This is a genomic window from Sulfitobacter sp. M13 (assembly GCF_053474885.1).
This window is the reverse complement of record NZ_CM130281.1, coordinates 1,225,329-1,251,182: the sequence shown is the minus strand read 5'-3', so window position 1 is coordinate 1,251,182 and position 25,854 is coordinate 1,225,329. Positions and strand designations below refer to the sequence as shown.

18 protein-coding genes and 2 pseudogenes are annotated in these 25,854 nt (G+C 60.1%); 14 read left to right on the top strand and 6 right to left on the bottom strand.

The features are described from left to right. The first annotated feature begins 35 nt into the window (after positions 1–35). The 3 genes and pseudogenes from ACVBAU_RS05905 to ACVBAU_RS05895 form a co-directional block, all read left to right on the top strand. Positions 36–1,210, top strand: a pseudogene (locus tag ACVBAU_RS05905) (IS3 family transposase). A 113-nt stretch (positions 1,211–1,323) separates the two neighbouring features. Continuing rightward, positions 1,324–2,411 (top strand): IS3 family transposase gene (locus ACVBAU_RS05900; protein ID WP_448325853.1). Its coding sequence is split into 2 segments (ribosomal slippage): positions 1,324–1,585 and positions 1,585–2,411, totalling 1,089 coding nucleotides; the frame shifts between segments, so codons are not numbered across the junction. Between the two features lie 59 nt (positions 2,412–2,470). Further along, positions 2,471–2,629: pseudogene (locus tag ACVBAU_RS05895) on the top strand (transposase domain-containing protein); the annotation flags it as partial. On the opposite strand, the gene ACVBAU_RS05890 reads toward ACVBAU_RS05895, so the two are convergent. Together ACVBAU_RS05890 and ACVBAU_RS05885 are read right to left on the bottom strand one after the other, a co-directional pair. Next, positions 2,551–3,567, bottom strand: coding sequence for a hypothetical protein (locus ACVBAU_RS05890; protein WP_448328431.1), 1,017 nt, complete (start codon positions 3,565–3,567; stop codon positions 2,551–2,553). The pseudogene ACVBAU_RS05895 and the gene ACVBAU_RS05890 sit on opposite strands and share 79 nt — an antisense overlap. A gap of 372 nt (positions 3,568–3,939) precedes the next feature. Then, positions 3,940–6,222, bottom strand: a complete 2,283-nt coding sequence (locus tag ACVBAU_RS05885; protein ID WP_138924011.1) for an adenosylcobalamin-dependent ribonucleoside-diphosphate reductase — start codon at positions 6,220–6,222, stop codon at positions 3,940–3,942. 134 nt (positions 6,223–6,356) lie between these two features. Here ACVBAU_RS05885 and ACVBAU_RS05880 point away from each other — a divergent pair, with 134 nt between their 5' ends. After that, the gene (locus ACVBAU_RS05880; RefSeq protein WP_448328428.1) at positions 6,357–6,788 is read left to right on the top strand and encodes a DUF1489 family protein; all 432 of its coding nucleotides are present in this window, start codon (positions 6,357–6,359) and stop codon (positions 6,786–6,788) included. Positions 6,789–6,923: 135 nt separating this feature from the next. On the opposite strand, the gene hisG is transcribed toward ACVBAU_RS05880, so the two are convergent. The 3 genes from hisG to hisS are packed head-to-tail and all read right to left on the bottom strand — an operon-like array spanning position 6,924 to position 10,197. Continuing rightward, positions 6,924–7,613: an ATP phosphoribosyltransferase gene (gene hisG, locus ACVBAU_RS05875; protein ID WP_335745100.1), complete on the bottom strand. Its 690-nt coding sequence runs from the start codon at positions 7,611–7,613 to the stop codon at positions 6,924–6,926. Next, a complete protein-coding gene (locus ACVBAU_RS05870; protein ID WP_448328426.1) occupies positions 7,610–8,689 on the bottom strand; it encodes an ATP phosphoribosyltransferase regulatory subunit in 1,080 nt (359 codons plus the stop codon). Before ACVBAU_RS05870 ends, hisG begins: the two co-directional genes overlap by 4 nt. Beyond that, a complete protein-coding gene (gene hisS / locus ACVBAU_RS05865; RefSeq protein ID WP_448328424.1) occupies positions 8,689–10,197 on the bottom strand; it encodes a histidine--tRNA ligase in 1,509 nt (502 codons plus the stop codon). The genes ACVBAU_RS05870 and hisS overlap by 1 nt, the downstream gene beginning before the upstream one ends. 170 nt (positions 10,198–10,367) lie before the next feature. Here hisS and ACVBAU_RS05860 point away from each other — a divergent pair, with 170 nt between their 5' ends. Continuing rightward, positions 10,368–10,562, top strand: a complete 195-nt coding sequence (locus tag ACVBAU_RS05860) for a SlyX family protein (RefSeq protein ID WP_138924016.1) — start codon at positions 10,368–10,370, stop codon at positions 10,560–10,562. 52 nt (positions 10,563–10,614) lie between these two features. Here ACVBAU_RS05860 and dnaE read toward each other — a convergent pair whose 3' ends face one another. Continuing rightward, a complete protein-coding gene (gene dnaE / locus ACVBAU_RS05855) occupies positions 10,615–14,148 on the bottom strand; it encodes a DNA polymerase III subunit alpha (protein WP_448328422.1) in 3,534 nt (1,177 codons plus the stop codon). A gap of 223 nt (positions 14,149–14,371) precedes the next feature. Between dnaE and xdhA the strand changes: the two genes are divergently transcribed. The 9 genes from xdhA (at position 14,372) to ACVBAU_RS05810 (ending at position 25,846) form a co-directional block, all read left to right on the top strand. Beyond that, complete coding sequence (gene xdhA, locus ACVBAU_RS05850; RefSeq protein WP_448328420.1) at positions 14,372–15,790, top strand: xanthine dehydrogenase small subunit; 1,419 nt, start codon at positions 14,372–14,374, stop codon at positions 15,788–15,790. Then, on the top strand, positions 15,787–18,189 hold the full coding sequence (gene xdhB / locus ACVBAU_RS05845) for a xanthine dehydrogenase molybdopterin binding subunit (protein WP_448328418.1): 2,403 nt from the start codon (positions 15,787–15,789) through the stop codon (positions 18,187–18,189). Before xdhA ends, xdhB begins: the two co-directional genes overlap by 4 nt. Continuing rightward, on the top strand, positions 18,179–19,150 hold the full coding sequence (gene xdhC / locus ACVBAU_RS05840; protein WP_448328416.1) for a xanthine dehydrogenase accessory protein XdhC: 972 nt from the start codon (positions 18,179–18,181) through the stop codon (positions 19,148–19,150). The genes xdhB and xdhC overlap by 11 nt, the downstream gene beginning before the upstream one ends. Next, entirely contained in the window at positions 19,147–20,667 is a 1,521-nt protein-coding gene (locus tag ACVBAU_RS05835; protein ID WP_448328414.1) for an ABC transporter ATP-binding protein, read from the top strand. The genes xdhC and ACVBAU_RS05835 overlap by 4 nt, the downstream gene beginning before the upstream one ends. Positions 20,668–20,754: 87 nt before the next feature. Beyond that, the gene (locus ACVBAU_RS05830; protein ID WP_138924022.1) at positions 20,755–21,837 is read left to right on the top strand and encodes an ABC transporter permease; all 1,083 of its coding nucleotides are present in this window, start codon (positions 20,755–20,757) and stop codon (positions 21,835–21,837) included. After that, positions 21,837–22,757 carry an ABC transporter permease gene (locus tag ACVBAU_RS05825; protein WP_093734321.1) on the top strand — a complete coding sequence of 307 codons (921 nt, stop codon included), beginning with the start codon at positions 21,837–21,839 and terminating at the stop codon, positions 22,755–22,757. Before ACVBAU_RS05830 ends, ACVBAU_RS05825 begins: the two co-directional genes overlap by 1 nt. A gap of 53 nt (positions 22,758–22,810) precedes the next feature. Then, complete coding sequence (locus tag ACVBAU_RS05820) at positions 22,811–23,884, top strand: BMP family ABC transporter substrate-binding protein (protein ID WP_335745092.1); 1,074 nt, start codon at positions 22,811–22,813, stop codon at positions 23,882–23,884. 142 nt (positions 23,885–24,026) lie between these two features. Beyond that, on the top strand, positions 24,027–24,392 hold the full coding sequence (locus ACVBAU_RS05815; protein WP_138924024.1) for a hypothetical protein: 366 nt from the start codon (positions 24,027–24,029) through the stop codon (positions 24,390–24,392). Between the two features lie 68 nt (positions 24,393–24,460). Next, positions 24,461–25,846, top strand: a complete 1,386-nt coding sequence (locus ACVBAU_RS05810; protein WP_448328410.1) for a PepSY-associated TM helix domain-containing protein — start codon at positions 24,461–24,463, stop codon at positions 25,844–25,846. Positions 25,847–25,854 lie beyond the last annotated feature (8 nt).

The following is a 25,854-nucleotide window of genomic DNA, read 5'->3' as shown; positions in this document are numbered from 1 at the left end:
TTTGTGTAGAGTCCGCTTAACAAAAGGACGGACAAATGAAGGCACGGTTTACGGACGAACAGATCATAGCGATGATCAAGGAACACGAAGCTGATGAGAAGACTGCCGATGTATGTCGGAGGCACGGGATCAGCTCTGCGACATTCTACAAATAAAAATCAAAGTATGGCGGTATGCACTGCATGACAGGGTATCGCGCAGCGATGCCCCGAGAGTGGAGCCGTCTGACGCGAAGCGGCTGAGGGTTTTGGAAGACGAGAACGGCACGCTGAAGAAGTTATTGGCGGAGCAGATGTTGGACAATGCCATGCTGCGAGACATCAACTTAAAAAAATGGTGACGCCCGTTGTGAAGCGGAAAGCGGTGGCGCATTTGATGGAGGTCCATCAGGTCAGCCAGCGACGGGCGTGTAAAGTGCTGCAAATTGACCGGTCTTCGGTGCGATACCTGTCGCGCCGTGGTGATGATGCCGCGCTAAGGGATGCCATCAAGCGCGTTTCGAGGGAACGGCGGCGGTTTGGTTGCCGCCGCGTCCATGTGATGGTCGCGCGGGAAGGTTTTGCTGTGAACTGTCACCCAGCAGTGCATGTTTACATGCATGAGAGGGCATAAGAAGGTGAGGCGCATTTATATCGAAGAGAAGCTGCAAGTACGGCGCAGAGGCGGCAGGAAACGCGCCTTAGGTACGAGAAAGCCGATGGTGGTCCCGGATGGCCCAAACCAACGCTGGAGCTTAGATTTCGTGTCAGACGCGCTGACAGACGGACGTCGTTTCCGCATCTTGGCGGTTGTTGATGACTTCAGCCGCGAGAACCTTGTACTGGTTGCGGACACATCACTGTCGGGCCAACGGGTTGCGCGTGAGCTGGACCGCATCATCGCTGAGCGTGGCATGCCAAAGACGATTGTCTCGGACAATGGTACCGAGTTCACGAGCATGGCAATTCTGAAGTGGGTTCAGGATACAGGCATCGATTGGCACTACATTGCGCCTGGGAAGCCCCAGCAGAACGGTTTCATAGAAAGCTTCAACGGCAAGCTCAGAGATGAATGCCTCAATGAAACGCTGTTTGGGACATTAAAAGATGCGCGTGAAACGCTGGAAGAATGGCAAGAGTACTACAACTGGTGCAGGCCACATTCAGCATTAGGCAACCTGACGCCAATGGAATTCTTGCAGAGAAAGACGATGGACAAAATGGCCGCCTAAGGCCACAGATTCAACCCCAAGGACTCCGCGCACAACTGCTGGGGTAATCCCCCCTAAAATTAGTGGTGTTCAAAAGTAGAATTTTCTCGGCAAGATATCTGAGGAGATTTACGATGAAGAACGGACGATTTAGCGATGCGCAGATCATGGCTGTGTTGAAGCAGGCGGAGGGCGGTGTGCCGGTCTCTGAGCTTTGCCGGGAGCACGGGATGAGCAGTGCCAGCTTTTACAAATGGCGGGCTAAATTTGGCGGTATGGACGCGTCGCTCATCGCAGAGATGAAGGACATGGCCGAGCAGAATCGCCGCCTCAAGAAGATGTATGCGGAGATGAGCATGCAGAATGAGTTGCTCAAGGAAGCCCTCGGAAAAAAGTCTTGAGGCCGTCTCATCGACGAGAGATGGCCATGAAGATGGTGGCGGTGCATGGGGTCAGTGTCGCGCTGGCGTGCCGCACGTTCCAGATCAGTGAGACCTGCTATCGCTACAGTCCAACGCTGAGCACCGAGAACGAGGAGATCGCCGATTGGTTGGAACGTCTGACGGCAAACAAGCGCACCTGGGGCTTTGGCCTGTGCTTTCTGTATCTGCGCAACGTGCAGGGCTATTGTTGGAACCATAAACGCGTGTACCGGATTTACTGCGAACTGGAGCTGAATCTACGGATCAAACCCAAGAAACGGCTGAAGCGCGACAAGCCAGAACCGCTGGCTGTGCCTGACAAGCCAAATGAGACGTGGTCGATGGATTTTATGGCCGATCAGCTCTCTGACGGCCGGTCGATCCGGACACTGAACGTCCTGGATGACTTCAATCGCGAGGGCCTTTGCATCGAAGTCGACTTCTCATTGCCAGCCGAGCGCGTGGTGCGGAGTCTGAACCAGATCATCGAATGGCGTGGAAAACCCAAGGCTATTCGTATTGATAATGGACCCGAATATGTCAGTGGAAAGCTCATGGAATGGGCAGAAAAACAAGGCGTTAGGCTGGAATACATCCAACCCGGAAAGCCCCAACAGAACGCCTATATCGAACGCTACAACCGCACGGTTCGCGGCGAATGGCTCAGCCAGTACATCTTTGAAACCATCGAGGAGGCACAGGATCAGGCCACGGAATGGCTCTGGACTTACAACAACGAACGACCCAACATGGGCATCGGCGGCATAACACCCGCAATGAAACTGAAAACAGCCGCCTGAATTCTACCGCTGGACCTCATTAAAAATGGGGGGATTACCCAGAAACCCTCGCGCGTGCAATGACCGTCATTGAAACTGCCAAGCTGAATGGTCTCGACCCACTGGCCTATCTCGCCGACATCCTCGACCGTATCCACGATCACAAGATCAACCGGCTGGATGAATTGCTGCCGTGGAATTGGGTGCCGCTGGACACTGCCCATTCACAGGCCACCTGATGGCTGCCGTGACCCATGTCTGCAGCATCGACTACGTAGCCAAAATGTTGGGCGAGGATGCCGAACTTCTCGAAGCGATCATCTCCAACGACGACAACCTGACCTATGGAAACATCGTCAGCGTTTACGTCGGACCCGACGAAACAAGCACCACACTGACCGATGACGGGATCGAAGAGCTGATGGACATGATCCGCGCCGCTCGTATCACCAACAAAACCTGGCATGAGTTCCTTGATGACTTCGTGCATGACACCGATCTGGTGGCACGCATCAAAGCTAAATCGCCGCGGTAACAATGGCGCGGTTACGGTGCCCCAGCCCCGTTCAACACCAACCAGAGCCATCCCGGCGCCTCCCTTCGTTGCATCGACGTCCGCATAGGGAATGTCCAGCGCTGCCGCCAGCGACCGCGCCCAGACACTCTTCCCGATACCGGGCGGGCCGTTCAGGATTACCGGACGGATCAGGACGGGCTCCCCGCGCTGTGCAGAGCGACGCAGGGCATGCCATGCATATTCTGTTGCCCGACCCATCCAGGGCATGTCGTCATGCAACTGAGCAGCAATTTCGTCAGCCCAGGTTTGGCTCTTGGCCATGATGACCTGCATCCCCGTCAGAGACGGTTCCAAGCGGTCATACTCCTCGCGTTTGAGGTGCGAGACACCGGCTGCCGCAACACGGTCCTTGGCGAGCTTGCTTGAGCGCGCGTTGATGCGACGGATGTCTTCGAATGTGAGTTCAACACCGTCAGACAACTCGTCTCCAAACATGTCAAAGTCTTTGACGTCAAATTCTACAGACCGCTCATCGCTACCAATGAGATCTGCTGCGACCTTGTCCTTGCGGTACTTCTTCAAGAATTCAGTCAGGTGTTCGCCGATCACTTTCGGATCGGTTTCATAGTGGGGAACGTCGATAATCTTGATACGCTTCATGGTCAGTTTCCAAATCCGGGAAGGAAGGGCAGGAAACGGCAGCACGCGAAAAAGAGCGGATGGTATGAAAATCGCATGTCTCTGGTGCCGCTCCCGATGGGGAGGCAGATCAGGAAACTCGTATGAGTTGGATATGGCGATGCGTTTTCATACCCCGAACAAACACCGTTTTTCGCTGTGGGGTCAAGAGGAGCCGGAAGCTTCAAACACTCGAAAAGAAAGCGCCGACCCTCTCGGGCCGGCGATTTCTGCATCAAGCAATTTCAATGACTTAGAGGTCAGTGGAAGAAATAGACCTGATCAGTGGCAGACAATTTGGCCAAAGTGGCTCTCAATTGCCTGTCTTTTCATCAATACACATTGAGCCTCATATCACCCGCACTTGCTGTGACCGCAGCTGCCGCAGGTCATACAGCCTTCGACCATGCGTAGGTCGTATTGGCCGCAGCTGCTGCAGGCTTTGCCACGCGGAGCGTCAAGGCCGACGACCTTAGCCTGTGGGTCAGACTTGAGCCCCTGCCCTTCACCGGCGATAAAACCGGTTGCGATCAGGTGTTGTTCGATCACGCCACCGATAGCGGCCAGCATCGACGGGATATACTTGCCGCGCAGCCAGGCCCCGCCGCGCGGATCAAAGACGGCCTTCAGCTCCTCGACGACAAAGGAAACATCCCCGCCACGGCGGAACACGGCCGAGATCATGCGTGTCAGCGCGACGGTCCAGGCAAAATGCTCCATGTTTTTGGAGTTGATGAACACTTCGAACGGACGACGGTGGCCCCCGATCACCACATCATTGATGGTGATATACAGCGCGTGCTCGCTGTCGGGCCATTTGATCTTGTAAGTGGACCCTTCCAGCTCTTCGGGGCGGTCCAGCGGGTCGGACATATAGACGACTTCACCGCCCTCTTCCGACGTGGCCTGCGCTGCAATTTCGCCGGGCGCTGTGTCGGCGCTTTCAGAGACGGACAGAACCGATCCGGTGACATCGTTGGGGCGGTAGGTCGTGCAGCCTTTGCAGCCTTGATCCCACGCCGCCATATAGACATCCTTGAACGCGTCAAAGCTGATGTCTTCGGGGCAGTTGATGGTTTTCGAGATACTGCTGTCGACCCACTTCTGCGCCGCGGCCTGCATTTTAACGTGGTCCAAGGGGGCCAATGTCTGGGCGTTGACGAAATAGTCGGGCAACGGCGTGTCACCCTTCAGATCGCGCCACATTTGCACAGCGTAATCAACGACTTCTTCTTCGGTGCGGCTGCCGTCTTTTTGCAAAACCTTGCGTGTGTAGGCATAGGCAAACACCGGTTCGATCCCCGAGCTGACATTGCCCGCATAGAGGCTGATGGTGCCAGTGGGCGCGATAGAGGTCAAAAGCGCGTTGCGGATGCCGTTTTCAGCGATGGCATCGCGCACATCATCATCCATCTGCTGCATGGTGCCCGACGCCAGATAGGCATCCGCTTCGAACAGCGGGAATGCGCCCTTTTCTTTCGCCAGATCAACCGATGCAAGATACGCAGCCCGCGCAATCGCCTTGAGCCAGGCTTCGGTCTGATCTGCCGCTTCGTCCGAACCATAGCGCAGCCCAACCATCAGCAGCGCGTCCGCCAGACCGGTCACGCCCAGACCGATGCGGCGCTTGGCTTTTGCTTCGGCCTGTTGTTCGTCGAGGGGGAATTTCGACACATCGACGACGTTATCCATCATGCGCACAGCAGTCGCGACCAGCTTGTTCAGTGCCTCGACGTCCAGCTGAGGGTTGTCGCCAAACGGATCGGACACCATCCGCGCCATATTGATCGACCCCAAAAGACATGCGCCATAGGGCGGCAAAGGCTGCTCGCCACAGGGGTTTGTGGCGGCGATGGTTTCGCAATAGCTCAGGTTGTTGGCTTCGTTGATGCGGTCGATAAAGATCACACCGGGTTCGGCGAACTCATAGGTTGCCTTCATGATCCGGTTCCACAGATCACGCGCCTGAACGGTGCGGTACACTTTGCCATTGAACAGCAGATCCCAGCTGGCATCTGCCTTGACCGCATCCATGAAGGGGTCGGTGATCAGCACCGACATGTTGAACATACGCAAGCGCGCAGGGTCAGATTTTGCGGAGATGAAATCTTCGACATCGGGGTGGTCGCAGCGCATCGTGGCCATCATCGCGCCGCGGCGTGAACCGGCGGACATGATCGTCCGGCACATCGCATCCCACACATCCATAAAGCTCAGCGGGCCGGAGGCGTCAGCGGAGACCCCCAAAACATCCGCGCCACGGGGACGAATGGTCGAGAAATCATAGCCGATCCCGCCGCCCTGCTGCATGGTAACCGCGGCTTCTTTAAGCATGTCAAAGATGCCGGCCATGCTGTCGGGCACGGTACCCATGACGAAACAGTTGAACAATGTCACGCGGCGCGCGGTGCCGGCACCTGCAGTGATCCGTCCAGCGGGAAGAAATTTGAAATCCTCCAGCGCCTCATAGAACGCCTCTTCCCATTTTTCAGGTGCGTCTTCGATCTGCGCGAGATCGCGGGCAATGCGCCGCCAGCTGTCTTCGACCGTTACATCGCGCGGCGTGCCATCCGCATCTTTAAAACGGTATTTCATGTCCCAAATCTGTTCGGCAATGGGGGCGGCAAATCGTGACATATTCGATTCCTTGAGAGCTGTTTGGGAAGGTGTTCACCATACCCCAAATCAAAGCGCAAGCACAACAGGTTGAAGCCGACGCCCTAACGTCTACATTATGTCGTGTCCGGAGCATGCGGATGCAGGAGGATTCTGTGAAAAATCATATTAATCTCATCAAGTTGTCGGTAGGCACCGAAACCGTCGATGATCTAGCTGCATGGCAGGAAAAAAAACAGGCGCGGACCAGCGACGGTTTTCCCCGTCACGTGACTCGCATGTGGCCCAAGCGCGAACCCGAAATTCTGAACGGCGGGTCAATTTTCTGGGTGATCAAAGGCGTCATCCAGTGCCGCCAGAAAATCCTGCGTCTGGAAGAGGCTTCGGGCGCGGACGGCGTACGGCGTTGCGCGATTGTACTTGATCCAAAGATTATCCGCGTTCAGGGCAGTCTCAAACGTCCATTTCAAGGCTGGCGATACCTCGCCCCTCAAGATGCCCCAGCCGACCTGCCCGAGGGCCGCGAACACGAAGAGCCCCTGCCCACAGAGCTGAACCGCGCCCTGGCCGAGATTGGCGTACTTTAACCGTACCCCTCGCACCCGCAGCCCCCGCGGGATTTGAGTTTATTTGGCAAAATGAAGCAGGGCTGCGCGTGCAGCTTCATTTTGCCCTTAAACTCCCGCCGGAGGCGCATCAGCAAGATGCCGCGCGTCAGCGCGTTAGGACAGCCGCGCCAGCAGGGCGGTCATCGTGGCGCGATCAGCGTCATCCATATCCGCCATCCGACTGCGCCAAAGTGTCGCCTGCGACCGCAAAATCATCCCATCGGACAGAATCTTGAGGTGGTTGGCGCGCAGGGTCTCCCCGCTTGAGGTGATATCGGCAATCGCCTCTGCGGTTTCGTTCTTTATCGTGCCCTCTGTCGCGCCCTGGCTGTCGACCAGCGCGTAATCCGCAACGCCTGTGCTGCGCAGGAACTCCCGCACCAGACGGTGGTATTTTGTGGCAATACGCAGACGGAACCCGTGTTTGTCGCGGAACGCCGAGGCAGCGGCATCCAGATCGTCGAGCGTATCGACATCGACCCAGGCTTGCGGCACCGCGATGATCAGGTCCGCATGCCCAAACGCAAGTTCATCCACCGGCGCAACAAGCTGATCCCACAACGCCAGTTTCTCTTGCACCAGATCCGTGCCGGTGACGCCCAGATGGATGCGCCCTGCGGCCAGTTCGCGGGGAATTTCACCCGCAGACAGCAAGATCAGCGACACGCCGTCTATCCCTTCGACAGCACCCGCGTATTCACGTTCGGATCCCGTGCGCTGCAAGGTGATCCCCCGTGCGGCGAACCATTCAAAGGTCTTTTCCATCAGACGCCCCTTGGAGGGCACACCGAGTTTGATCGTCATTGACCTGCCTCCAGTTCCAGCATCAGACCGGGGCGCATCACGCCGCCGACCGCGGGGATTTCACCACCCTGCCCCAAACGACGGGTCAGCGCATCATAGCGCCCGCCCGTAGCGATCGTAGGCAAATCTGGCCGCGTTGCGGCGCGGAAGCCGAAAACGAAACCGTCATAATACTCCATCGATACGCGGCCAAAGCTGGCTTCGAATATCAGGTTATCTGTATCGACACCGCGTGCGGCCAGCGCCTTTTCCCGTGCGGCAACACGGTCCACCGCGTCAGAGATGGCGGGCATGTCGACGGCAAGGTCATGCAGTTGGCTGATCGCATTAGGCATGGTTTCCCGCACATCCAGCAACGCCAGTAACAAGGACACCTGCGTGCGCGACAGCGCCGGTTCGGCGGCGTCGGCACGCAGGGCCGCGATGCGGGTTTCGATCTCGTCCAAGCTGCGCAGTCCGATCAGCGGCGCGGTGATCGCACCGTCACTGGCCAGCAAAGCGGCACGCGATGCAGGCATCGGCGTTTTACCAGCATAGCGGTCGAGCAGCGCACGGAACCGGCGGGGCCGCCAGATGTGGCGCATCAACGCCGCCTTGCGCGAAGCCGATGTATCGAGCCCCGCAACCGCAGCCATCAGGATACCGATATCCCCCGTCACCGCCGTGACCGGCAACCCCGACAATGCGCCTTGGATCAGGGCAAAGACTTCGGCATCGGCCGCTGCGGGATCGCCGCGGTCAAAGACTTCGTAGCCGGCCTGGATATATTCGTTGGCACGGTTGGGGTCACGTTCCTGACGACGGAACACTTCGCCCGCGTAGGTATAGCGTGCCGGGTCCGCGCCATGCGCCATATGCATTTGCACCACTGGCAAGGTATAATCGGGGCGCAGCATCTGTTCGCCCCGCATCGCGTCCGACGTCACGTATGCACGCGCGCGGATGTCTTCGCCGTAGAGATCGAGCAGGGTTTCGGCAGGCTGCAAGATCGGCGGCTCAACCACCACTGCCCCCTGCGCCTCGAACAAGGCGCGCAGGCTCGCGGCCTTGGCAAGGATTTCGGATCGGGTCGCCATCAGCGGTTCAGCTCCAGTATTTCACGCACTTTGGCGACAAGGTCACCACGCGCCACTTCATATTGGCTCGGGCGGTCTTTCCATTCCTCGAGCGTCGCGCTTTCAGCAATTTTAGCGCCCAGGATAAGGTCCTTGATCTGGATCATGCCCTTGTCGAATTCATCCCCGCCCGCGATCACCGCTACCGGGCTGGCACGGCGGTCTGCGTATTTCAGCTGGTTACCGAAGTTTTTGGGGTTACCCAGATAGACCTCGGCGCGGATGCCTGCTTGCCGCAGTTCGGCGACCATCGCCTGATAATCGGACATGCGGTCCTTTTCCATCACGGTAACCACCACCGGCCCTTCGGCCTGCGCTGACATCCGGCCTTTGGCCTGCAAGGCCGCCAGTAGACGGTCGACACCGATAGACACACCCGTTGCAGGGACTTCCTGTCCGGTAAAACGTTTGACCAGATCATCGTAGCGCCCCCCGCCCGCGACAGAGCCAAAGTTGCGCACGCGCCCTTTGTCGTCCTTGACCTCGAAGGTCAGCTCCGCCTCGAAAACCGGACCGGTGTAATAGCCAAGGCCGCGCACAACGGATGGGTCAATCTCAACGCGGTCAGAGCCGTACCCACCGGCCGCCATCAGATCGGCGATGGTTTCCAACTCGTCTACGCCTTGCGCCCCTGTGGCAGAACCCGCGACCAGTTCACGCAGCCGCGCGACGGTTTCGGCACCGGTGTCGCGCTTGGCCTGCATAAAGCCCATGACAACATCGGCTTGTGTATTTGTCAGGCCCGCCCCATCGGTGAAATCACCGCTGTCGTCCTTGCGGCCCGCGCCCAACAATGCGCGCACGCCGTCCAGACCCAGCCGGTCAAGCTTGTCGATCGCACGCAACACGATGCCGCGTTCGTGGGCGAAAAGATCAGGGTTGGCGGGGTCCAGCACGCCTGCGACTTCCATCACACCGTTCAAGACCTTGCGGTTGTTCACGCGCACAATGTAATCGCCGCGCTCAATCCCGACCTCTTCCAGACAATCCGCCAGCATCGCGCAGATTTCCGCATCTGCTGCAACCGAAGGTGCCCCGACAGTATCGGCATCGCACTGGTAAAACTGGCGGAACCGGCCCGGACCCGGCTTTTCGTTGCGCCAGACCGGTCCCATCGCATAGCGGCGATAGGGCGTGGGCAGATCGTTGCGGTGTTGGGCATAGACCCGCGCCAGCGGTGCGGTCAGGTCATAGCGCAGGGCCAGCCAGTCGCCGGGCTTGTCGGCCTCGGCATCCTCTTGCCACGCAAACACACCTTCGTTGGGGCGGTCCACATCGGGAAGGAACTTGCCCAAAGCCTGCACCGTCTCCACGCCGGAGCTTTCCAAAGCGTCAAACCCGTAGCGATGATAGACCTGCGCAATCTTGTGCAGCATCTCGGCGCGCTGCGTGACTTCTGCACCGAAATAATCACGAAATCCCTTTGGCGCTTCGGCTTTGGGGCGGGGAGTCTTTTTTGGCTTGGCCATTGGATCACATCCTGTGGGCTAAATATCGCGCTTCGCGTCTAGCCCAACCCCCCGCTAAGGGCAAGCGACGCGGGCCCGCGCTGTCCAGACCTGCGCACGCATCCCCCCTTATCTAACGCAGCGCAACCTGTTAGGAGGGCGGCAAATGCGCAAGTTGAGAAGGTGCCCTCATGGATAAGCTCGAAGAACAAATGGCCCATCTGATCCGCACGGTGGATGACCTGTCCGATGTCGTTGCCCGTCAGGAGAACGAGATCGCAATGCTGACGCGGCGGGTCCATATGCTGATGCAGCGCGAAGGTGAACGCGAGGCGTCAGGCTCCGAAGGCGTCGTTATCGGGAACGAACGCCCGCCGCACTACTGATCTGGGGCTACGGGCGGCGCAGGACAGCTGCCGTCGTGCCAAATGGCCGCCATCAGATTTCCTCGACCTCCATCACGCCGGTCAATGACCGGATTGCGCCCTTGATCTTGGGGGTGACGGGGTATTCGGCACAGAGGTCTACTTCGACCTCGCCGGGCAACGTCGGGTCCATCAGGCATAGTTGCACCGGCCCCTTGCCCGCGCTGCGCGCCGAAGATCGCGCACCTGCCAAGACATCGGCGACCGCTTGAATCGCCCCTGCGTCCTCCACAAAGATGCGCAGCCCCATATTGCCCGCATCCTCGACCACCGTGTCGATCGGCACCACAGACCGGCCCAGCAGTTTCAGCTGGTCGCTTTCCATTGTGGCCTCGACCATGACCACAACCTTTGATCCGGTTTCAAGGTGATCACGCGCCAGTTCCAGCGTGTCCGAAAATAATGTCACCTCGTACGCGCCTGTCGGGTCCGACAGCTGTGCAAAGGCAAAGCGATTGCCGCGCGCCGATTTACGTTCCTGCCGTCCGGCGACGATCCCGGCCAAACGGGCGTTCATCGCGCCTTTGATCGACACTTTTGCAGTTAGCTCGTCCAGCGTCAGAAACGGCACCCCGCCGGTGGCGGATTTACGCTTCATCGGCCCCATGTAGTCATCCAGCGGGTGGCCCGACAGATAAAAGCCGATGGCTTTGAATTCTTCGGTCAGTCGTTCAGCGGCCTCCCAGTCATCGCACGGCACGATACGCGGCTCGGGCAGATCATCGCCCGCCTCGCCAAACAGCGACACCTGATTAGAGGCTTTTTGTTCGTGGATCGCGGCAGAGTAGCTGACCAAACCGTCCAGCGATTGCCAGACACGACGGCGATTATTGTCCAGCTGATCAAACGCACCAGACCGCGCCAACATTTCAAGCGGGCGTTTGCCCACCCGTTTCAGATCAACCCGCCGCGCCAGATCGAACAATGTGGCAAAGGGCTTGTCGACACCGTCAATCTTGCGGCCTTCGGTGATCAGCTTCATCGCCTCGACACCGACGTTCTTCAACGCCCCCAAGGCATAGACCAACGCGCCCTCGACCACCTTGAACGTCGCATCACTGCGGTTCACGCAAGGCGGCACCCACGGCAGTTCAAGCCGCTTGCGGACCTCTTCGAAATAGACAGCCAGCTTATCCGTCAGGTGGATATCGCAGTTCATCACGCCAGCCATAAATTCGACGGGATGGTTCGCCTTGAGCCAGGCCGTCTGATAACTGACCACGGCATAGGCCGCAGCGTGGGATTTATTGAAACCGTAGTTGGCGAATTTTTCCAACAGGTCGAAAACTTCCGACGCTTTCTTTTTATCGACGCCGTTGGCCATCGCGCCTTTTTCGAACTTGGGGCGTTCCTTGGCCATTTCCTCGGCGATCTTTTTACCCATCGCACGGCGCAACAGGTCAGCGCCGCCAAGGCTGTAGCCCGCCATGACCTGCGCGATCTGCATAACCTGTTCTTGGTAAACGATGATCCCTTGGGTTTCCTCTAGGATGTGGTCAATCGACGGATGCACGGATTCCCGCTCGCGCTGGCCGTTTTTGACCTCGCAATAGGTGGGGATATTCTCCATCGGGCCGGGACGGTACAGGGCCACAAGAGCCACGATATCCTCGATGCAGGTCGGTTTCATCCGTTTGAGGGCATCCATCATGCCGCTGGATTCCACCTGGAACACCGCGACCGTCTTGGCGCTGGCATAAAGCTTGTAGGATGCCTCGTCGTCCAACGGGATGGTGGCGATATCGTCGATCAAGCCTTCGGGCGGCGCAAACAGCTCTGTCCCGTCAGCGGCCACATGCAAATGACGGCCCGAAGACTTGATCTGGTCTACCGCGTTCTGGATGACGGTCAGGGTCTTGAGACCCAAAAAATCGAACTTGACCAGACCGGCCTGTTCCACCCATTTCATGTTGAACTGCGTCGCGGGCATGTCGGAGCGCGGATCCTGATACAGCGGCACCAGCGCGTCCAGCGGCCGATCCCCGATCACAACCCCCGCCGCGTGGGTCGATGCGTTGCGCAACAGCCCCTCGACCTGCTGGCCATAGTTCAGCAGCCGCGCGACGACCTCTTCGTTCTTGGCCTCTTCGCGCAAGCGCGGCTCATCCGCCAAAGCCTTTTCGATGCTGACGGGCTTCACGCCTTCGACCGGAATCATCTTAGACAGACGATCCACCTGCCCATAGGGCATCTGCAACACCCGCCCGATGTCGCGCACCGCCGCCTTGGACAAAAGCGCACCAAAGGTGATGATCTGCCCTACTTTGTCGCGCCCGTATTTGCGCTGCACATATTGAATCACCTCTTCACGACGATCCATGCAAAAGTCGATGTCAAAGTCAGGCATCGATACCCGTTCGGGGTTCAGGAACCGTTCAAACAGCAGTTGATAGCGCAGCGGATCAAGGTCGGTGATGGTCAGCGCATAGGCCACCAGACTGCCCGCCCCCGAGCCCCGCCCCGGCCCGACGGGAATATTGTTGTCCTTGGCCCATTTGATAAAATCCGCAACGATCAAGAAGTAGCCGGGGAACCCCATGCCCTCGATGATGCCCAGTTCAAAATCCAGCCGCTTTTCATAGTCTTCGACGCTGGTGGCATGGGGGATCACCTTAAGTCGGTTCTTCAGCCCCTCATGCGCCTGCCGCTTCAGTTCTTCGATCTCGTTATCCGCGAATTTCGGCAGGATCGGATCACGACGATAGGCCATAAAGGCGCAGCGTTTGGCGATCTCGACCGTGTTGTCGATGGCTTCGGGCAGATCGGCAAACAGCGTCACCATCTCGGCCTGCGACTTGAAATAATGCTGCGCCGTCAGCCGGCGGCGTTCGTGCTGCTGGTCGACATAGGCACCGTCCGCGATACAGATCAACGCATCATGGGCCTCGTACATATCGGCCTTGGGGAAATAGACGTCATTCGTCGCGACCAGCGGAATATCCATAGCATAGGCCAGCTCGACAAAGCCGCGTTCGGTAAGCTGTTCGGCCAGCGGTTGGCCGTCCTCGCCGGGGTGGCGTTGCAACTCGACATACAGCCGGTCCGCGAATGCCCCGTGCAACCGCGCCATCAGCGCCTCGGCGGCAGGGCGCTGCCCGCCTTGCAACAACTGCCCCACAGGCCCGCCCGCGCCGCCGGTCAGACAGATCAGCCCGCTGTTCAGCGCCTCCAGCTCCTCCAGCGTGACCTGCGGCAGCGCACCGCCCTTGTCGATATACAGACAAGAGTTCAGCTTCATCAGGTTCTCATAGCCGACCTCGGATTGGGCCAGCAAAACCACAGGGGCCGGATCGCGCGGCTTTTCACCCGGCTGCACCGTCACATAGGCCAGATCAACCTGACACCCGATGATCGGCTGCACCCCGGCACCGCCCATAGCGACCGAATATTCCAACGCGGCGAACATGTTGTTGGTGTCGGTCAGTGCCATTGCGGGCATACCGGCACTCTTGCACAGATCAGGCAGCTTTTTCAGCCGCAACGCCCCTTCCAACAACGAATATTCGGAGTGCGTGCGCAGGTGAATGAATCGGGGTGCTTGTGCCATAGCGCCAACTTACCCAAGCCCACCCGCAGTCACCAGACCCACCGGTGCCACGTACGCAGTTTTCCGGCAATACCACGCACGACCAAGTCCTTATCCCACGAAATCTCTTGCCAAGCCCCCTCGCCCCCGCCTAGCCTCGCTGAACATTTGCCCGCGCCGCGTTCTACGTCGCATCGAACGCCGCGCAGATCACGGGCTAAGGTACCGCGGCGGAACGAACCCTATGGACATCACTTTTCTCCTCAACGGGGAAGTCGTGTCACTGACCGGCGTCTCTCCCACCACGACGCTGCTGGATTGGCTACGCGAAACCCGACATCTGACCGGCACCAAAGAAGGCTGCAACGAAGGCGATTGCGGCGCGTGTTCCGTGATGATCAGCGACGACCAGGGCCACCGTGCGCTGAACGGCTGCATCCTGTTCCTACCCCAGATCAATGGCAAGGCCGTCACCACCGTCGAAGGGCTTGCCGCGCCCGATGGCAGCCTGCATCCGGTGCAGCAAACCATGATCGACCACCATGGCAGCCAATGCGGCTTTTGCACACCGGGCTTTGCCGTCACCATGGCCACCGACCACTTGAACGGGGCCACCGACCACGACACAACACTAGCCGGCAACCTGTGCCGTTGCACCGGCTACGCGCCAATAATTCGGGCTGCCAAAGCGGCCGAGGCAACCCCCGTGCCGGCCCACCTGAGAAACCTCAAACTTCCAGATGGCCCTAAATCCTCGGGGGGGCCGGCGCAGCCGGACGGGGGCGGACAGCCCCCTGCGACCTCGCACCCCACGACCACAGATGAACTAGCCCGCTGGTACGCCGACCACCCCGACACGACCTTGATCGCAGGGGCGACGGATGTGGGGCTTTGGGTCACCAAACAAATTCGCGATCTAGGGCCGGTGGTGTTTCTCAACCAAATCCCTGACCTGCGCGGCATCACCGATGGCGGCGATCATTGGCGCATCGGCGCGGCCACCACCATCGTAGCGCTCGAAGCGCATTTCGCACCGCTCTACCCCAGCCTTGGCGCGATGTTGCGGCGGTATGGCTCGGCGCAGGTGCGCAACGCGGCAACCATCGGGGGCAATATCGCCAATGGCTCGCCCATCGGGGACGGCCCTCCGGCACTCATCGCCATGGGGGCAACGCTGCACCTGCGCCACGGTGACAGCAGCCGCAGCCTACCGCTGGAAAATTTCTTTATCGACTACGGCAAGCAAGACCGCGCCCCCGGCGAATTTGTCGAGGCGATCACCGTGCCAAAGCTGCCAACTGCCAAGGATGACACGCTGCGCTGCTACAAAATCAGCAAACGCTTCGATCAGGACATCTCGGCGCTGTGCGGCTGTATCAACATCACCCGCGAGGATGACCTGATCACAGACGCACGCATCGCCTTTGGCGGTATGGCGGGCACGCCGAAACGGGCGACCCAGACCGAAGCGCTGCTGGTCAATCAATCCTTTGACGAGGCCACGATCCGCCGCGCCATGGATGCGCTGGCGCTGGATTACCAGCCGATGACCGACATGCGCGCCTCGGCGCAGTATCGTCTGCTCACCGCCCAGAACCTGCTGTTGCGCTATTTGCATGATCTAAATGGCGTGCCCACGAACCTGCACGAGGTGACAGCATGAGCGTTGCTAAATCCCTCCCCCATGACGCCGCCAAGCTCCATGTGACGGGGGCCGCGCGCTACGTCGATGACATCCCGACACCGGCCACAACGCTGCACATCGCCTTTGGCCTTAGCACTGTTGCCGCGGGCACACTTGATGGCATGGACCTGCGCGATGTCGCAGCCGCCCCCGGTGTGGTGGCGGTGCTGACGGCGGCAGATCTGCCGTTTGACAATGACGTGTCGCCCTCCAACCATGACGAACCCCTGCTGGCCACCGACGCGGTACATTACGCGGGCCAGCCTGTGTTCATGGTTGTCGCGACGACCCACCTTGCGGCACGCCACGCGGCGCGGCTTGGGCATCTAGACATCACACCGACCTCCCCAATCCTTACCATTAAAGAGGCGCTGGCCGCTGAGTCCCGCTTCGAAGACGGCCCCCGCATCTACCAAAAAGGCGACGCCGCAGCCGCCCTGACCACGGCCCCCAAAAGCCTGAGCGGGACGATCAATATTGGTGGGCAGGAGCATTTCTATCTGGAAGGTCAGGCCGCACTCGCGCTGCCGCAAGACAATGGCGATATGGTCGTCCATTCCTCGACCCAGCACCCGACCGAGATCCAGCATAAAGTGGCAGAGGCCCTAGGCAAACCCATGCACGCAGTGCGGGTCGAGACGCGGCGCATGGGTGGTGGCTTTGGCGGCAAGGAAAGTCAGGGCAACGCCCTCGCCGTGGCCTGCGCCGTAGCCGCCGCGCGCACAGGACGCCCCTGCAAAATGCGCTATGACCGTGACGACGACATGATCGTCACTGGAAAGCGTCATGATTTCCGCATCGACTATACCGTCGGCTTTGACACTGAGGGCCGGATCAGCGCGCTGGATTTCACCCATTACACCCGCTGTGGCTGGGCAATGGACCTGTCCTTGCCCGTGGCGGATCGTGCGATGCTGCACGCGGATAATGCCTATAACCTTGATAACATCCGCATCACCTCGCACCGGTTGCGCACCAACACCCAAAGCGCCACGGCATTTCGCGGCTTTGGCGGGCCTCAAGGGATCGTGGGGATCGAGCGGGTGATGGACCATATCGCACAATCACTCGGCCGTGATCCACTGACGGTGCGGCGGGCGAATTTCTATGCTGATGTGATGCAGCCTGATGCGATCGGTCAGGCCCATGACGACCGCGCCGTGCCCGATGCAGCGGCCGACCTTGCCTCGCGCGGCGCGCCGCCTGCACCACAAGACGGCACGCCACCCAAGCCTAAAGATGCGCAAACCACGCCCTACCACCAACCCGTGCAAGACTGCATTATCAACGCGCTCACCGACCGGCTGGCCCAAACCTCGGACTATGCCGCCCGCCGCGCTGCGATTGCGGATTGGAACGTGACCCAGCCGATCCTGAAACGCGGTATCGCGCTGACGCCGGTGAAATTCGGCATCTCCTTTACGCTCACCCACCTCAATCAGGCGGGGGCGCTGGTGCATGTGTATCAGGACGGGTCGATCCACCTGAACCACGGCGGGACGGAAATGGGCCAAGGCCTTTTCCAAAAGGTCGCTCAGGTTGCGGCAAGTCGCTTTGGCGTCGAATTGTCAGCAGTCAAGATCACCGCGACGGACACGGGTAAAGTGCCCAACACCTCGGCCACGGCGGCGTCTTCGGGGACGGACCTGAACGGCATGGCGGTGCAAGCGGCCTGCGACACAATCCGCGACCGCATCGCCGACCATCTGGCCGAACGCTATCAGACAACGCCAGATCAGGTGCGCTTTGCCGACGGGCAGGTGCAGATCGGGGAGGAGGCCATTAGCTTTGCCCAAGCTGCCGCCTCTGCCTATGAAAACCGCGTCTCACTGTCATCGACAGGCTACTACAAGACACCGGAGATCGAATGGGACCGCATCGCAGGCAAGGGCCGCCCGTTCTTCTATTTTGCTTACGGTGCCGCAGTCACCGAAGTGGTGATCGACACGCTGACCGGCGAAAACAGGATCCTACGCGCCGACATTTTGCATGATGCGGGCGCGTCGCTGAACCCTGCGCTGGACATCGGCCAGATCGAAGGCGGCTATGTGCAGGGCGCGGGCTGGCTCACGACTGAAGAACTGGTCTGGGACGACAAAGGCACGCTGAAAACCCACGCGCCGTCGACCTATAAGATCCCCGCCATCTCTGACCGGCCCGATGTGTTCAATGTGGCGCTCTGGGACGAACCCAACCCCGCGCAAACGGTCTATCGGTCAAAAGCGGTGGGAGAACCGCCGCTGATGCTGGGGATCTCGGCCTTCATGGCGCTGTCGGATGCGGTCAGCGCCTGTGGCGACGGATTTAGCGATCTGCAAACACCCGCAACAGCCGAAGCGGTACTGACCGCGATCGGGAAAACCCGCAATGCCCTTTGACCGCGCAGCCCTGTCCCAAGCGGTCGCAGCGCATGGCGATGTCGCGCGCATCGTTGTGGTGCAGGTCAAAGGGTCTGCCCCACGTCCGGCGGGCACATCGATGCTGGTCTGGGACGGCGGGGCCTTGGGTACCATCGGCGGTGGCCAGCTCGAGCTGCAATCCATGCGCGATGCCGCCATGATGCTGGCGGGTGGCCCCCGCAGCAAACTGACCCGCGCGGCCCTTGGTCCCGCAATGAACCAATGTTGTGGCGGGGCGGTGACCGTGGTGATCGAGGTTTTCGATGCCGTCACGCTGGACGCCCTGCCCGACACCTACCCCGACATCTATCTGCGCGCGATTGATCCGGCCGCCCCGCCCCTTGCCGACAGCTTTCGCGCCAAAATCGACCGTGCCAGTGGCAGCGCGACACCGCTGGCCATTACCCTGCACGGCGGCTGGCTGGCAGAGCCGTTGTGGCAGCCCTCGCGTCAGGTGGTCATCCACGGCGCAGGCCATGTCGGCAGCGCGCTGGCGCGCATTCTGGCCCCCTTGCCGCAGTTCCGCGTCACACTGGCCGACCCGCGCCCCGGATATCTGGATAACCTGCCCGAAGGCGTCACCGGCGTGGATGGCCCTTGGGGTGTCGCGCTGCACAACGCCGACAGCGACGCCGCGCATTTCATCATGACACCGGCGCATGATGACGATCTGGACCTGTGCCACCGCCTGCTGCAACGCGATTTTGGCTTTGGCGGATTGATCGGGTCGGACACAAAATGGGCGCGGTTCCGCAGCCGTTTGGCCGCCCTTGGTCATGCGCCCGAACAGATCGCCCGCATCACCTGCCCCATCGGCGCGCGGCAATTTGGCAAGCATCCTCAAGCGATTGCCCTCGGAGTAGCTACGCAACTCTTGCAATTTGACCCTGCCCGCACGAATAAACAGCCAAGTTTGACACAAAAGGAACGCTGCGCATGACCGACACGCCCCTTCTGGCGCTTTCCGGGCTGACCAAAGCCTACCCCGGTGTTGTCGCCAATGATGACGTGTCATTGCGCATTGCGCCGGGCGAAGTTCATGCGTTGTTGGGGGAAAACGGCGCCGGCAAGTCGACGCTGGTCAAGATGATTTATGGGTTGGTCAAACCCGACAGCGGCACGATGCAGATGCACGGCACCAGCTTTGCCCCGCAAGAACCCCGTGCCGCCCGCGCCGCGGGCGTGGGCATGGTGTTCCAGCATTTTTCCCTATTTGACGCGCTGAGCGTGGCAGAAAACATCGCCCTCGGGATGGAGAACGCGCCCAAGCTGCGCGCCCTCAGCAAGCAAATCCGCGACGTGTCAGAGGCCTACGGCCTGCCCCTGGCCCCCGACCGGATCGTCGGCGACCTATCCGCAGGCGAACGCCAACGGGTCGAGATTATTCGCTGTCTGCTGCAAGACCCCAAGCTGTTGATCATGGATGAACCCACCAGCGTTCTGACACCACAAGAGGTTGAAATCCTGTTCAAAACCCTGCGCAAGCTCAGCGCCGAGGGCACCGCGATCTTGTATATCTCCCATAAGCTCGAAGAGATCCGCAGCCTGTGCGACAGCGCGACGATCCTGCGCTTGGGCAAAGTCGTGGGCCATTGCACCCCGTCGGAAACGACAGCGCGGGACATGGCAGAAATGATGGTGGGCAGCACGCTCAAGACGCCGACGCGCGCGGGCAAGACACCCGGCGCGGTGAAGCTTGACCTCATGGGGCTCTCTGCGGCCTCGCCCAGTTCATTCGGCATGCCGCTGCGTGATATTACCGTGCAAGTCCGCGCAGGCGAGATTTTGGGCATCGGCGGTGTCGCGGGCAATGGGCAAGATGAACTGCTGTCGGCGCTGTCGGGCGAGTTGCTGACCGCCGCTGGCATGGTCGGGTTCGACGGACAGGACGTGGGCCAGATGGGCCCCACAGCGCGCCGCCGCCTGGGCATACTCACCGCGCCCGAAGAACGTCTGGGCCATGCCGCCGCCCCCGATATGTCGCTGACCGAGAACGCAATGCTGACCGGAGCCGTGCGCGAAAACCTTGAGCGTCGCGGAATGTTGAACTGGCCCGCCGCCAAGCGTTTTGCCGAACGCATTATCGCCGATTTCGACGTCCGCACGCCTGGCCCCGGCAATGCCGCGCGGTCGCTGTCGGGCGGGAACCTTCAGAAATTCGTCATCGGCCGCGAGGTGTTGCAACGACCGCAGGTGCTGGTGGTCAACCAGCCGACATGGGGCGTGGATGCCTCTGCCGCGGCCGCGATCCGGCAAGCGCTGCTGGATCTGGCCGAAAACGGCACGGCGGTGATCGTGATCAGTCAGGATCTGGACGAGCTGATGGAGATATCGGACCGCTTTGCCGCCCTGAACGAGGGCCGCCTGTCAGAGCCACGTCCGGCACAGGGGCTGACTGTGGACGAGATCGGATTGATGATGGGCGGGGCCAGCGGGATGGAGGTGGCGCATGTTTGACGCGTCGCATGCGGGGGTTTCACACTCCCACACCCCCGTGGATTTTTCCCTGCAAAATGAAGTGTTTGACAAGAAGTGGTGTGTGGCATGATGCGGCTTGAGAAACGGCCTCAGGCCAGCCGGGCGTTTTCCTATGCCACGCCGGTTCTGGCGGTCATTGCCACGATGGTGTTTGGTGGCGCGTTGTTTGCGGTACTGGGCAAAGACCCGCTAGCGTCGATCATGACGATCTTTTGGGAACCTCTGTTCGGCGATTTCGCGTTTTATTACCGCCCGCAACTGCTGGTCAAAGGCGCGCCATTGGTCCTGATCGCTATCGGGCTGTCGCTGGGGTTCAAGGCGGGCATCTGGAACATCGGAGCCGAAGGCCAGTATATCATGGGTGCCCTTTGTGGGGCCGGGGCGGGTCTGGCGTTCTATCCGACAGAGAGCGTGTTTATCTTTCCGATCATGGTGCTCGCCGGGGCGCTTGGCGGTTGGGTCTGGGCCATGATCCCTGCCGTGCTGAAGGTGAAATTCGGCACGAATGAAATCCTAGTGTCATTGATGCTGGTCTATGTCGCAGAGCAGTTCCTTGCGTCGGCCAGCCTTGGGTTGCTGAAAAACCCCGAAGGCTTTGGCTTTCCGGGCAGCCGCAACCTGCAGCAGTATGCATCAGCCCATAATGGCGAGCTGTTTGCCGGATCGGGCATGCATTGGGGTGTGGTCGCGGCCTTGATCGCGGTGATCTTTGCCTATGTGTTGCTGGCGCGGCACCGTTTGGGCTTTGCCATCCGCGTCACGGGCGAAGCACCCCGTGCGGCACGGTTTTCGGGTGTGAACCCGACACGGCTGGTGCTGTTTTGCATGGGCATGTCGGGGCTGCTGGCCGGTCTGGCAGGCATGTTCGAGGTCGCAGGCCCCGCAGGGCAGATCACCATCGATTTCAACGTCGGCTACGGGTTCACCGCGATCATCGTCGCCTTTCTGGGGCGGCTGCATCCGGTGGGCATCCTGCTGGCCGGTGGCCTGATGGCGCTGACCTATATCGGCGGTGATATCGCACAAAGCCAGTTGGGCCTGCCCGCCGCCGCCATTCAGGTATTTCAGGGGATGCTGCTGTTCTTCCTGCTCGCCTTTGATCTTTTCACCCATTACCGGCTGCGTCTTGGCCGGACGGAGGTCGCGTAATGGATCTGTCTGCAATCAATCCGATCCTCTTTGTCGCGGGCTTTCTGGTGGCGGCGACGCCGCTGATCTTTGCCGCACTCGGAGAGCTGGTGGTCGAGAAATCCGGCGTGCTGAACCTTGGCGTCGAAGGGATGATGATCATCGGTGCGATCTGCGGGTTTGCCACTGCCGTTGAAACCGGATCGCCGCTGTTGGGTTTTGCCGCCGCGGCCGTGGGCGGGGCGTTGTTGAGCCTGCTGTTCGCCTTCCTGACGCAGATCACATTGGCCAATCAGGTCGCATCGGGCTTGGCGCTGACGCTGTTCGGGCTGGGGTTTTCGGCTTTGCTGGGGCAAAGCTATGTCGGGGTAAAACCGCCGCGCCTGCCGGATGTGAATTTCGGGCCCCTGCATGACATCCCCGTCATCGGGCCGATTTTCTTTTCCCATGATATCATCTTGTACCTTGGCTTTGCGCTGGTCGTCGCGGTCTGGGCCGTGTTGAAATTCACCCGCATGGGGCTGATCCTGCGCGCCGTAGGTGAAAGCCACGAGGCCGCCCACGCCCTTGGCTATAAAGTTGTGCGGATACGGACACTGGCGATCATGTTTGGCGGGGCCTGTGCCGGATTGGGCGGTGCCTATATCAGCCTGATCCGTGTGCCCCAATGGACCGAAGGCATGACCGCAGGTGTGGGCTGGATCGCGCTCGCGCTTGTGGTCTTTGCCAGCTGGAAGCCATGGCGGCTTTTGCTGGGTGCCTATCTTTTTGGCGGTATCACTCAGCTTCAACTAAATCTGCAGGGTGCCGGCGTTGCTATTCCCGTAGAGTATCTGGCAATGTCACCCTACATCATCACCATCCTTGTACTGGTGATCCTTTCTGCGGATAAAAGCGCTGCTCCGGCATCGCTGGGCCGCATTTTCCACGCCTCAAACTAGGGGCATATCTTCAAGCGCCCGGCAAAAAGGCGCGTTACTCAGGGGACTACGTTATGAAATTCACCACACTTATGGCCAGCGCGGCTTTGGCGCTTGGGCTTGCAGGCGGGGCCTATGCCCAGGACAAGACCAAGGTCGGCTTTGTCTTTGTTGGCCCCGTCGGCGATGGCGGCTGGACCTACGAGCACAATCAGGGCCGTTTGGCCGTCGAAAAGGAATTCGGCGATGCCGTTGAAACCGTGTTTGTCGAGAGCGTGGCCGAGGGTCCCGATTCCGAGCGTGTGATGACGCAGATGGCATTGGACGGTGCGGATCTGATCTTTACCACCTCGTTTGGCTATATGGACCCGACCATCAACATCGCGGCCAAATTTCCGGATGTGAAATTCGAGCACGCCACCGGCTACAAGCGCGCCGACAACGTGTCGACCTATTCCGCACGGTTCTACGAAGGCCGCGCCATTCAGGGTCACATCGCGGGCAAGATGACCAAATCGAACATCATCGGCTACATCGGGTCCTTCCCGATCCCCGAAGTGATCCGCGGCATCAACTCTGCCTATATCCACGCCAAAAAGGTCAACCCCGATGTCGAGTTCAAGATCGTCTGGGCCTACACATGGTTTGACCCCGCGAAAGAAGCAGACGCCGCCAAGGTTCTGATCGAACAGGGTGCGGACGTTGTCTTGCAGCACACAGATTCTACGGCCCCCCAAGCGGCTGCCCAGGAAGCAGGCAACGTGATCACCTTTGGTCAGGCGTCCGACATGGCGCAATACGCGCCTTCTCCGCGTGTGTCGTCGATCATTGACGACTGGGCCCCCTATTACATCGCCCGCACCAAAGCGGTCATGGATGGCACATGGGAAAGCACTGACACATGGGACGGCATCGGTGCCGGCATGGTTGGCATCGGCGAGATCACAGACGCAGTTCCTGCCGACGTAAAAGAAGAAGCGCTGGCGATGAAGGCCTCCATCGCGGACGGATCCTACCACCCGTTCACCGGTCCGCTGAAAAAGCAGGACGGTTCGGATTTTCTGGCCGACGGCGAAACAGCCGATGACGGTACGCTGGCGGGCATGAACTTCTATGTCGAAGGCATCAAAGGCGACATTCCGAACTAGGCCGGACGTCACGATAAACGATACAAAGGCCTCGCAGACGCGGGGCCTTTTTTATTGTGAAATCATCGCGGTGCCCCCCCCCCCCCTGTCTTGCGACAAAACGCATCTGGCGCGTCTTGATCAAGCGGCCTAGAGAAGGCGCATGCGTTTCTTGCCCGCCTTTCCTTGTCAGCTGATCGCCACCTTTCTGGTGCTGATCTCGCTTGCGACATCGGGGTTTGCGCATCGCTTTGCACCGGTAGACCTGTCGCTGGAATTGCAGGCCTATGTGGCGAATGGCGGCGTATTGGCTGACCTATGCGGCACCGGCAATCCGGCGGATGCTGGCAGCAGGGCCGACTGTAAAACCTGCCGTCTGATCGGTACCATGGCACTGCCCCACGCGGTCACCGGTCTGCCTGTTCCCGTGCTTGGGCAAACCCAAACCCTGCGCTTTGTCGCAAAACGATTGCTGCACACGCGCAAGCCGGACCCCAGCCGCCTGACCCGCGCACCGCCCCAAGTCTGAACACCTATTCCACCTGTTCATTCTTTTCGCCTGCCGATGATGCAGGCCCTTAGGCTTGGAGCCCTCATATGACGACCCCTACCCCCACCGCGCAGCCCCAAGGGCGCGTGAACAAACTCTATTTCGCGGCGTGGCGCTGGCATTTCTATGCCGGATTGTTCGTGCTGCCCTTCCTGTCGATCCTCGCCGTCACCGGCATGGCGATGTTGTGGATCGCGTGGATCGACGGGCGCGACGGTGAATATACCCCCGTGACCGTGCAAGAAACCGTCCTGTCGGTATCCCAGCAATCGCAAGCCGCGGTCGAGGCCGTGGCCGGCGGCAAACTGGTGCAATATGTGGCGCCGCGCGCGCCCGATCTGGCGGCACTGTTTCGGGTGGACCGCGATGGTGATGCGGTCATGGTTGCAGTTGATCCCTATACGGCAAAGATGATCGAGAGCTTCCCGCGTCGGTCCGGCTGGTACGATTTCGCGGACGGCATCCACAGCGACCTGATGCTGGGTGTGACCGGTGATCGCATGATTGAAGCCGCGGCCTCGCTTGCCTTGGTGCTGATTGCAACGGGGCTTTATATGTGGTGGCCGCGCGGTGCAGGCTGGCGCGGTACGCTGGTGCCGCGTTTCACCAATGGTCGCGCCACGTGGAAATCGCTGCACGGTGTCGTGGGCATCTGGGTCTCGGTGTTTCTTGTGCTGTTCCTGATCTCGGGCCTGTCTTGGGCGGGCATCTGGGGTGGCAAGATGGTGCAAGCCTGGAGCCAGTTCCCCGCCGAAAAGTGGGACGCTGTGCCATTGTCCGATGACATCCACGCCAGCATGAACCACCACCGCCGCGAGGTGCCTTGGGCGCTTGAACAAACGCCGATGCCTGCCTCTGGCAGCGACGCGGGGGCTGCGGGCGTTGCGGGGGAGGTCACGATCGACAGCATCGATGCGCTGGCGCGCGAGATCGGTTTTGACGCGCGCTATCAGATGAACCTGCCGCAGGGCGATACCGGCGTCTGGACGCTGAGCCGAGATTCGATGAATTCCGACAGTTCCGACCCGATGTCGGATCGCACCGTGCACATCGACCAGCACAGCGGCAATATCCTCGCCGATGTGCGCTATGCCGACTATTCGCTTGCAGGCAAGGCGATGGCGGTGGGGATTGCGCTGCACATGGGCACCTTGGGGCTGCTGAGCGTACTGGCCAATACGCTGGTCTGCCTGTCGGTCCTGTTCCTCTGCGTTAGTGCGCTGGTACTGTGGTGGAAGCGTCGCCCTACCGCCGCTGGCCGTCTGTCCGCTCCGCCCATGCCGTCAGAGCTGCCGCTCTGGCAGGGGGCTGTGCTTGTCGGTCTGTTTGTGTCGATGGCCTTTCCCATGGCGGGGATCGTGTTGCTGACGGTGCTTGCGCTCGACGCGTTGATCCTGTCGCGCCTGCCCGCGTTACGCCACCGCCTGACATGATCTGAACA

Bases quoted from the DNA above. Each gene is read 5' to 3' on its own strand.
- ACVBAU_RS05810 (WP_448328410.1), top strand. From the start codon at position 24,461: ATGACGACCCCTACCCCCACCGCGCAGCCCCAAGGGCGCGTGAACAAA.
- ACVBAU_RS05885 (WP_138924011.1), bottom strand. From the start codon at position 6,222: ATGTCACGATTTGCCGCCCCCATTGCCGAACAGATTTGGGACATGAAA.
- xdhB (WP_448328418.1), top strand. From the start codon at position 15,787: ATGAGCGTTGCTAAATCCCTCCCCCATGACGCCGCCAAGCTCCATGTG.
- ACVBAU_RS05835 (WP_448328414.1), top strand. From the start codon at position 19,147: ATGACCGACACGCCCCTTCTGGCGCTTTCCGGGCTGACCAAAGCCTAC.
- xdhA (WP_448328420.1), top strand. From the start codon at position 14,372: ATGGACATCACTTTTCTCCTCAACGGGGAAGTCGTGTCACTGACCGGC.
- ACVBAU_RS05815 (WP_138924024.1), top strand. From the start codon at position 24,027: ATGCGTTTCTTGCCCGCCTTTCCTTGTCAGCTGATCGCCACCTTTCTG.
- ACVBAU_RS05860 (WP_138924016.1), top strand. From the start codon at position 10,368: ATGGATAAGCTCGAAGAACAAATGGCCCATCTGATCCGCACGGTGGAT.
- ACVBAU_RS05830 (WP_138924022.1), top strand. From the start codon at position 20,755: ATGATGCGGCTTGAGAAACGGCCTCAGGCCAGCCGGGCGTTTTCCTAT.
- ACVBAU_RS05890 (WP_448328431.1), bottom strand. From the start codon at position 3,567: ATGAAGCGTATCAAGATTATCGACGTTCCCCACTATGAAACCGATCCG.
- xdhC (WP_448328416.1), top strand. From the start codon at position 18,179: ATGCCCTTTGACCGCGCAGCCCTGTCCCAAGCGGTCGCAGCGCATGGC.
- ACVBAU_RS05825 (WP_093734321.1), top strand. From the start codon at position 21,837: ATGGATCTGTCTGCAATCAATCCGATCCTCTTTGTCGCGGGCTTTCTG.
- dnaE (WP_448328422.1), bottom strand. From the start codon at position 14,148: ATGGCACAAGCACCCCGATTCATTCACCTGCGCACGCACTCCGAATAT.
- hisG (WP_335745100.1), bottom strand. From the start codon at position 7,613: ATGACGATCAAACTCGGTGTGCCCTCCAAGGGGCGTCTGATGGAAAAG.
- ACVBAU_RS05820 (WP_335745092.1), top strand. From the start codon at position 22,811: ATGAAATTCACCACACTTATGGCCAGCGCGGCTTTGGCGCTTGGGCTT.
- hisS (WP_448328424.1), bottom strand. From the start codon at position 10,197: ATGGCCAAGCCAAAAAAGACTCCCCGCCCCAAAGCCGAAGCGCCAAAG.
- ACVBAU_RS05870 (WP_448328426.1), bottom strand. From the start codon at position 8,689: ATGGCGACCCGATCCGAAATCCTTGCCAAGGCCGCGAGCCTGCGCGCC.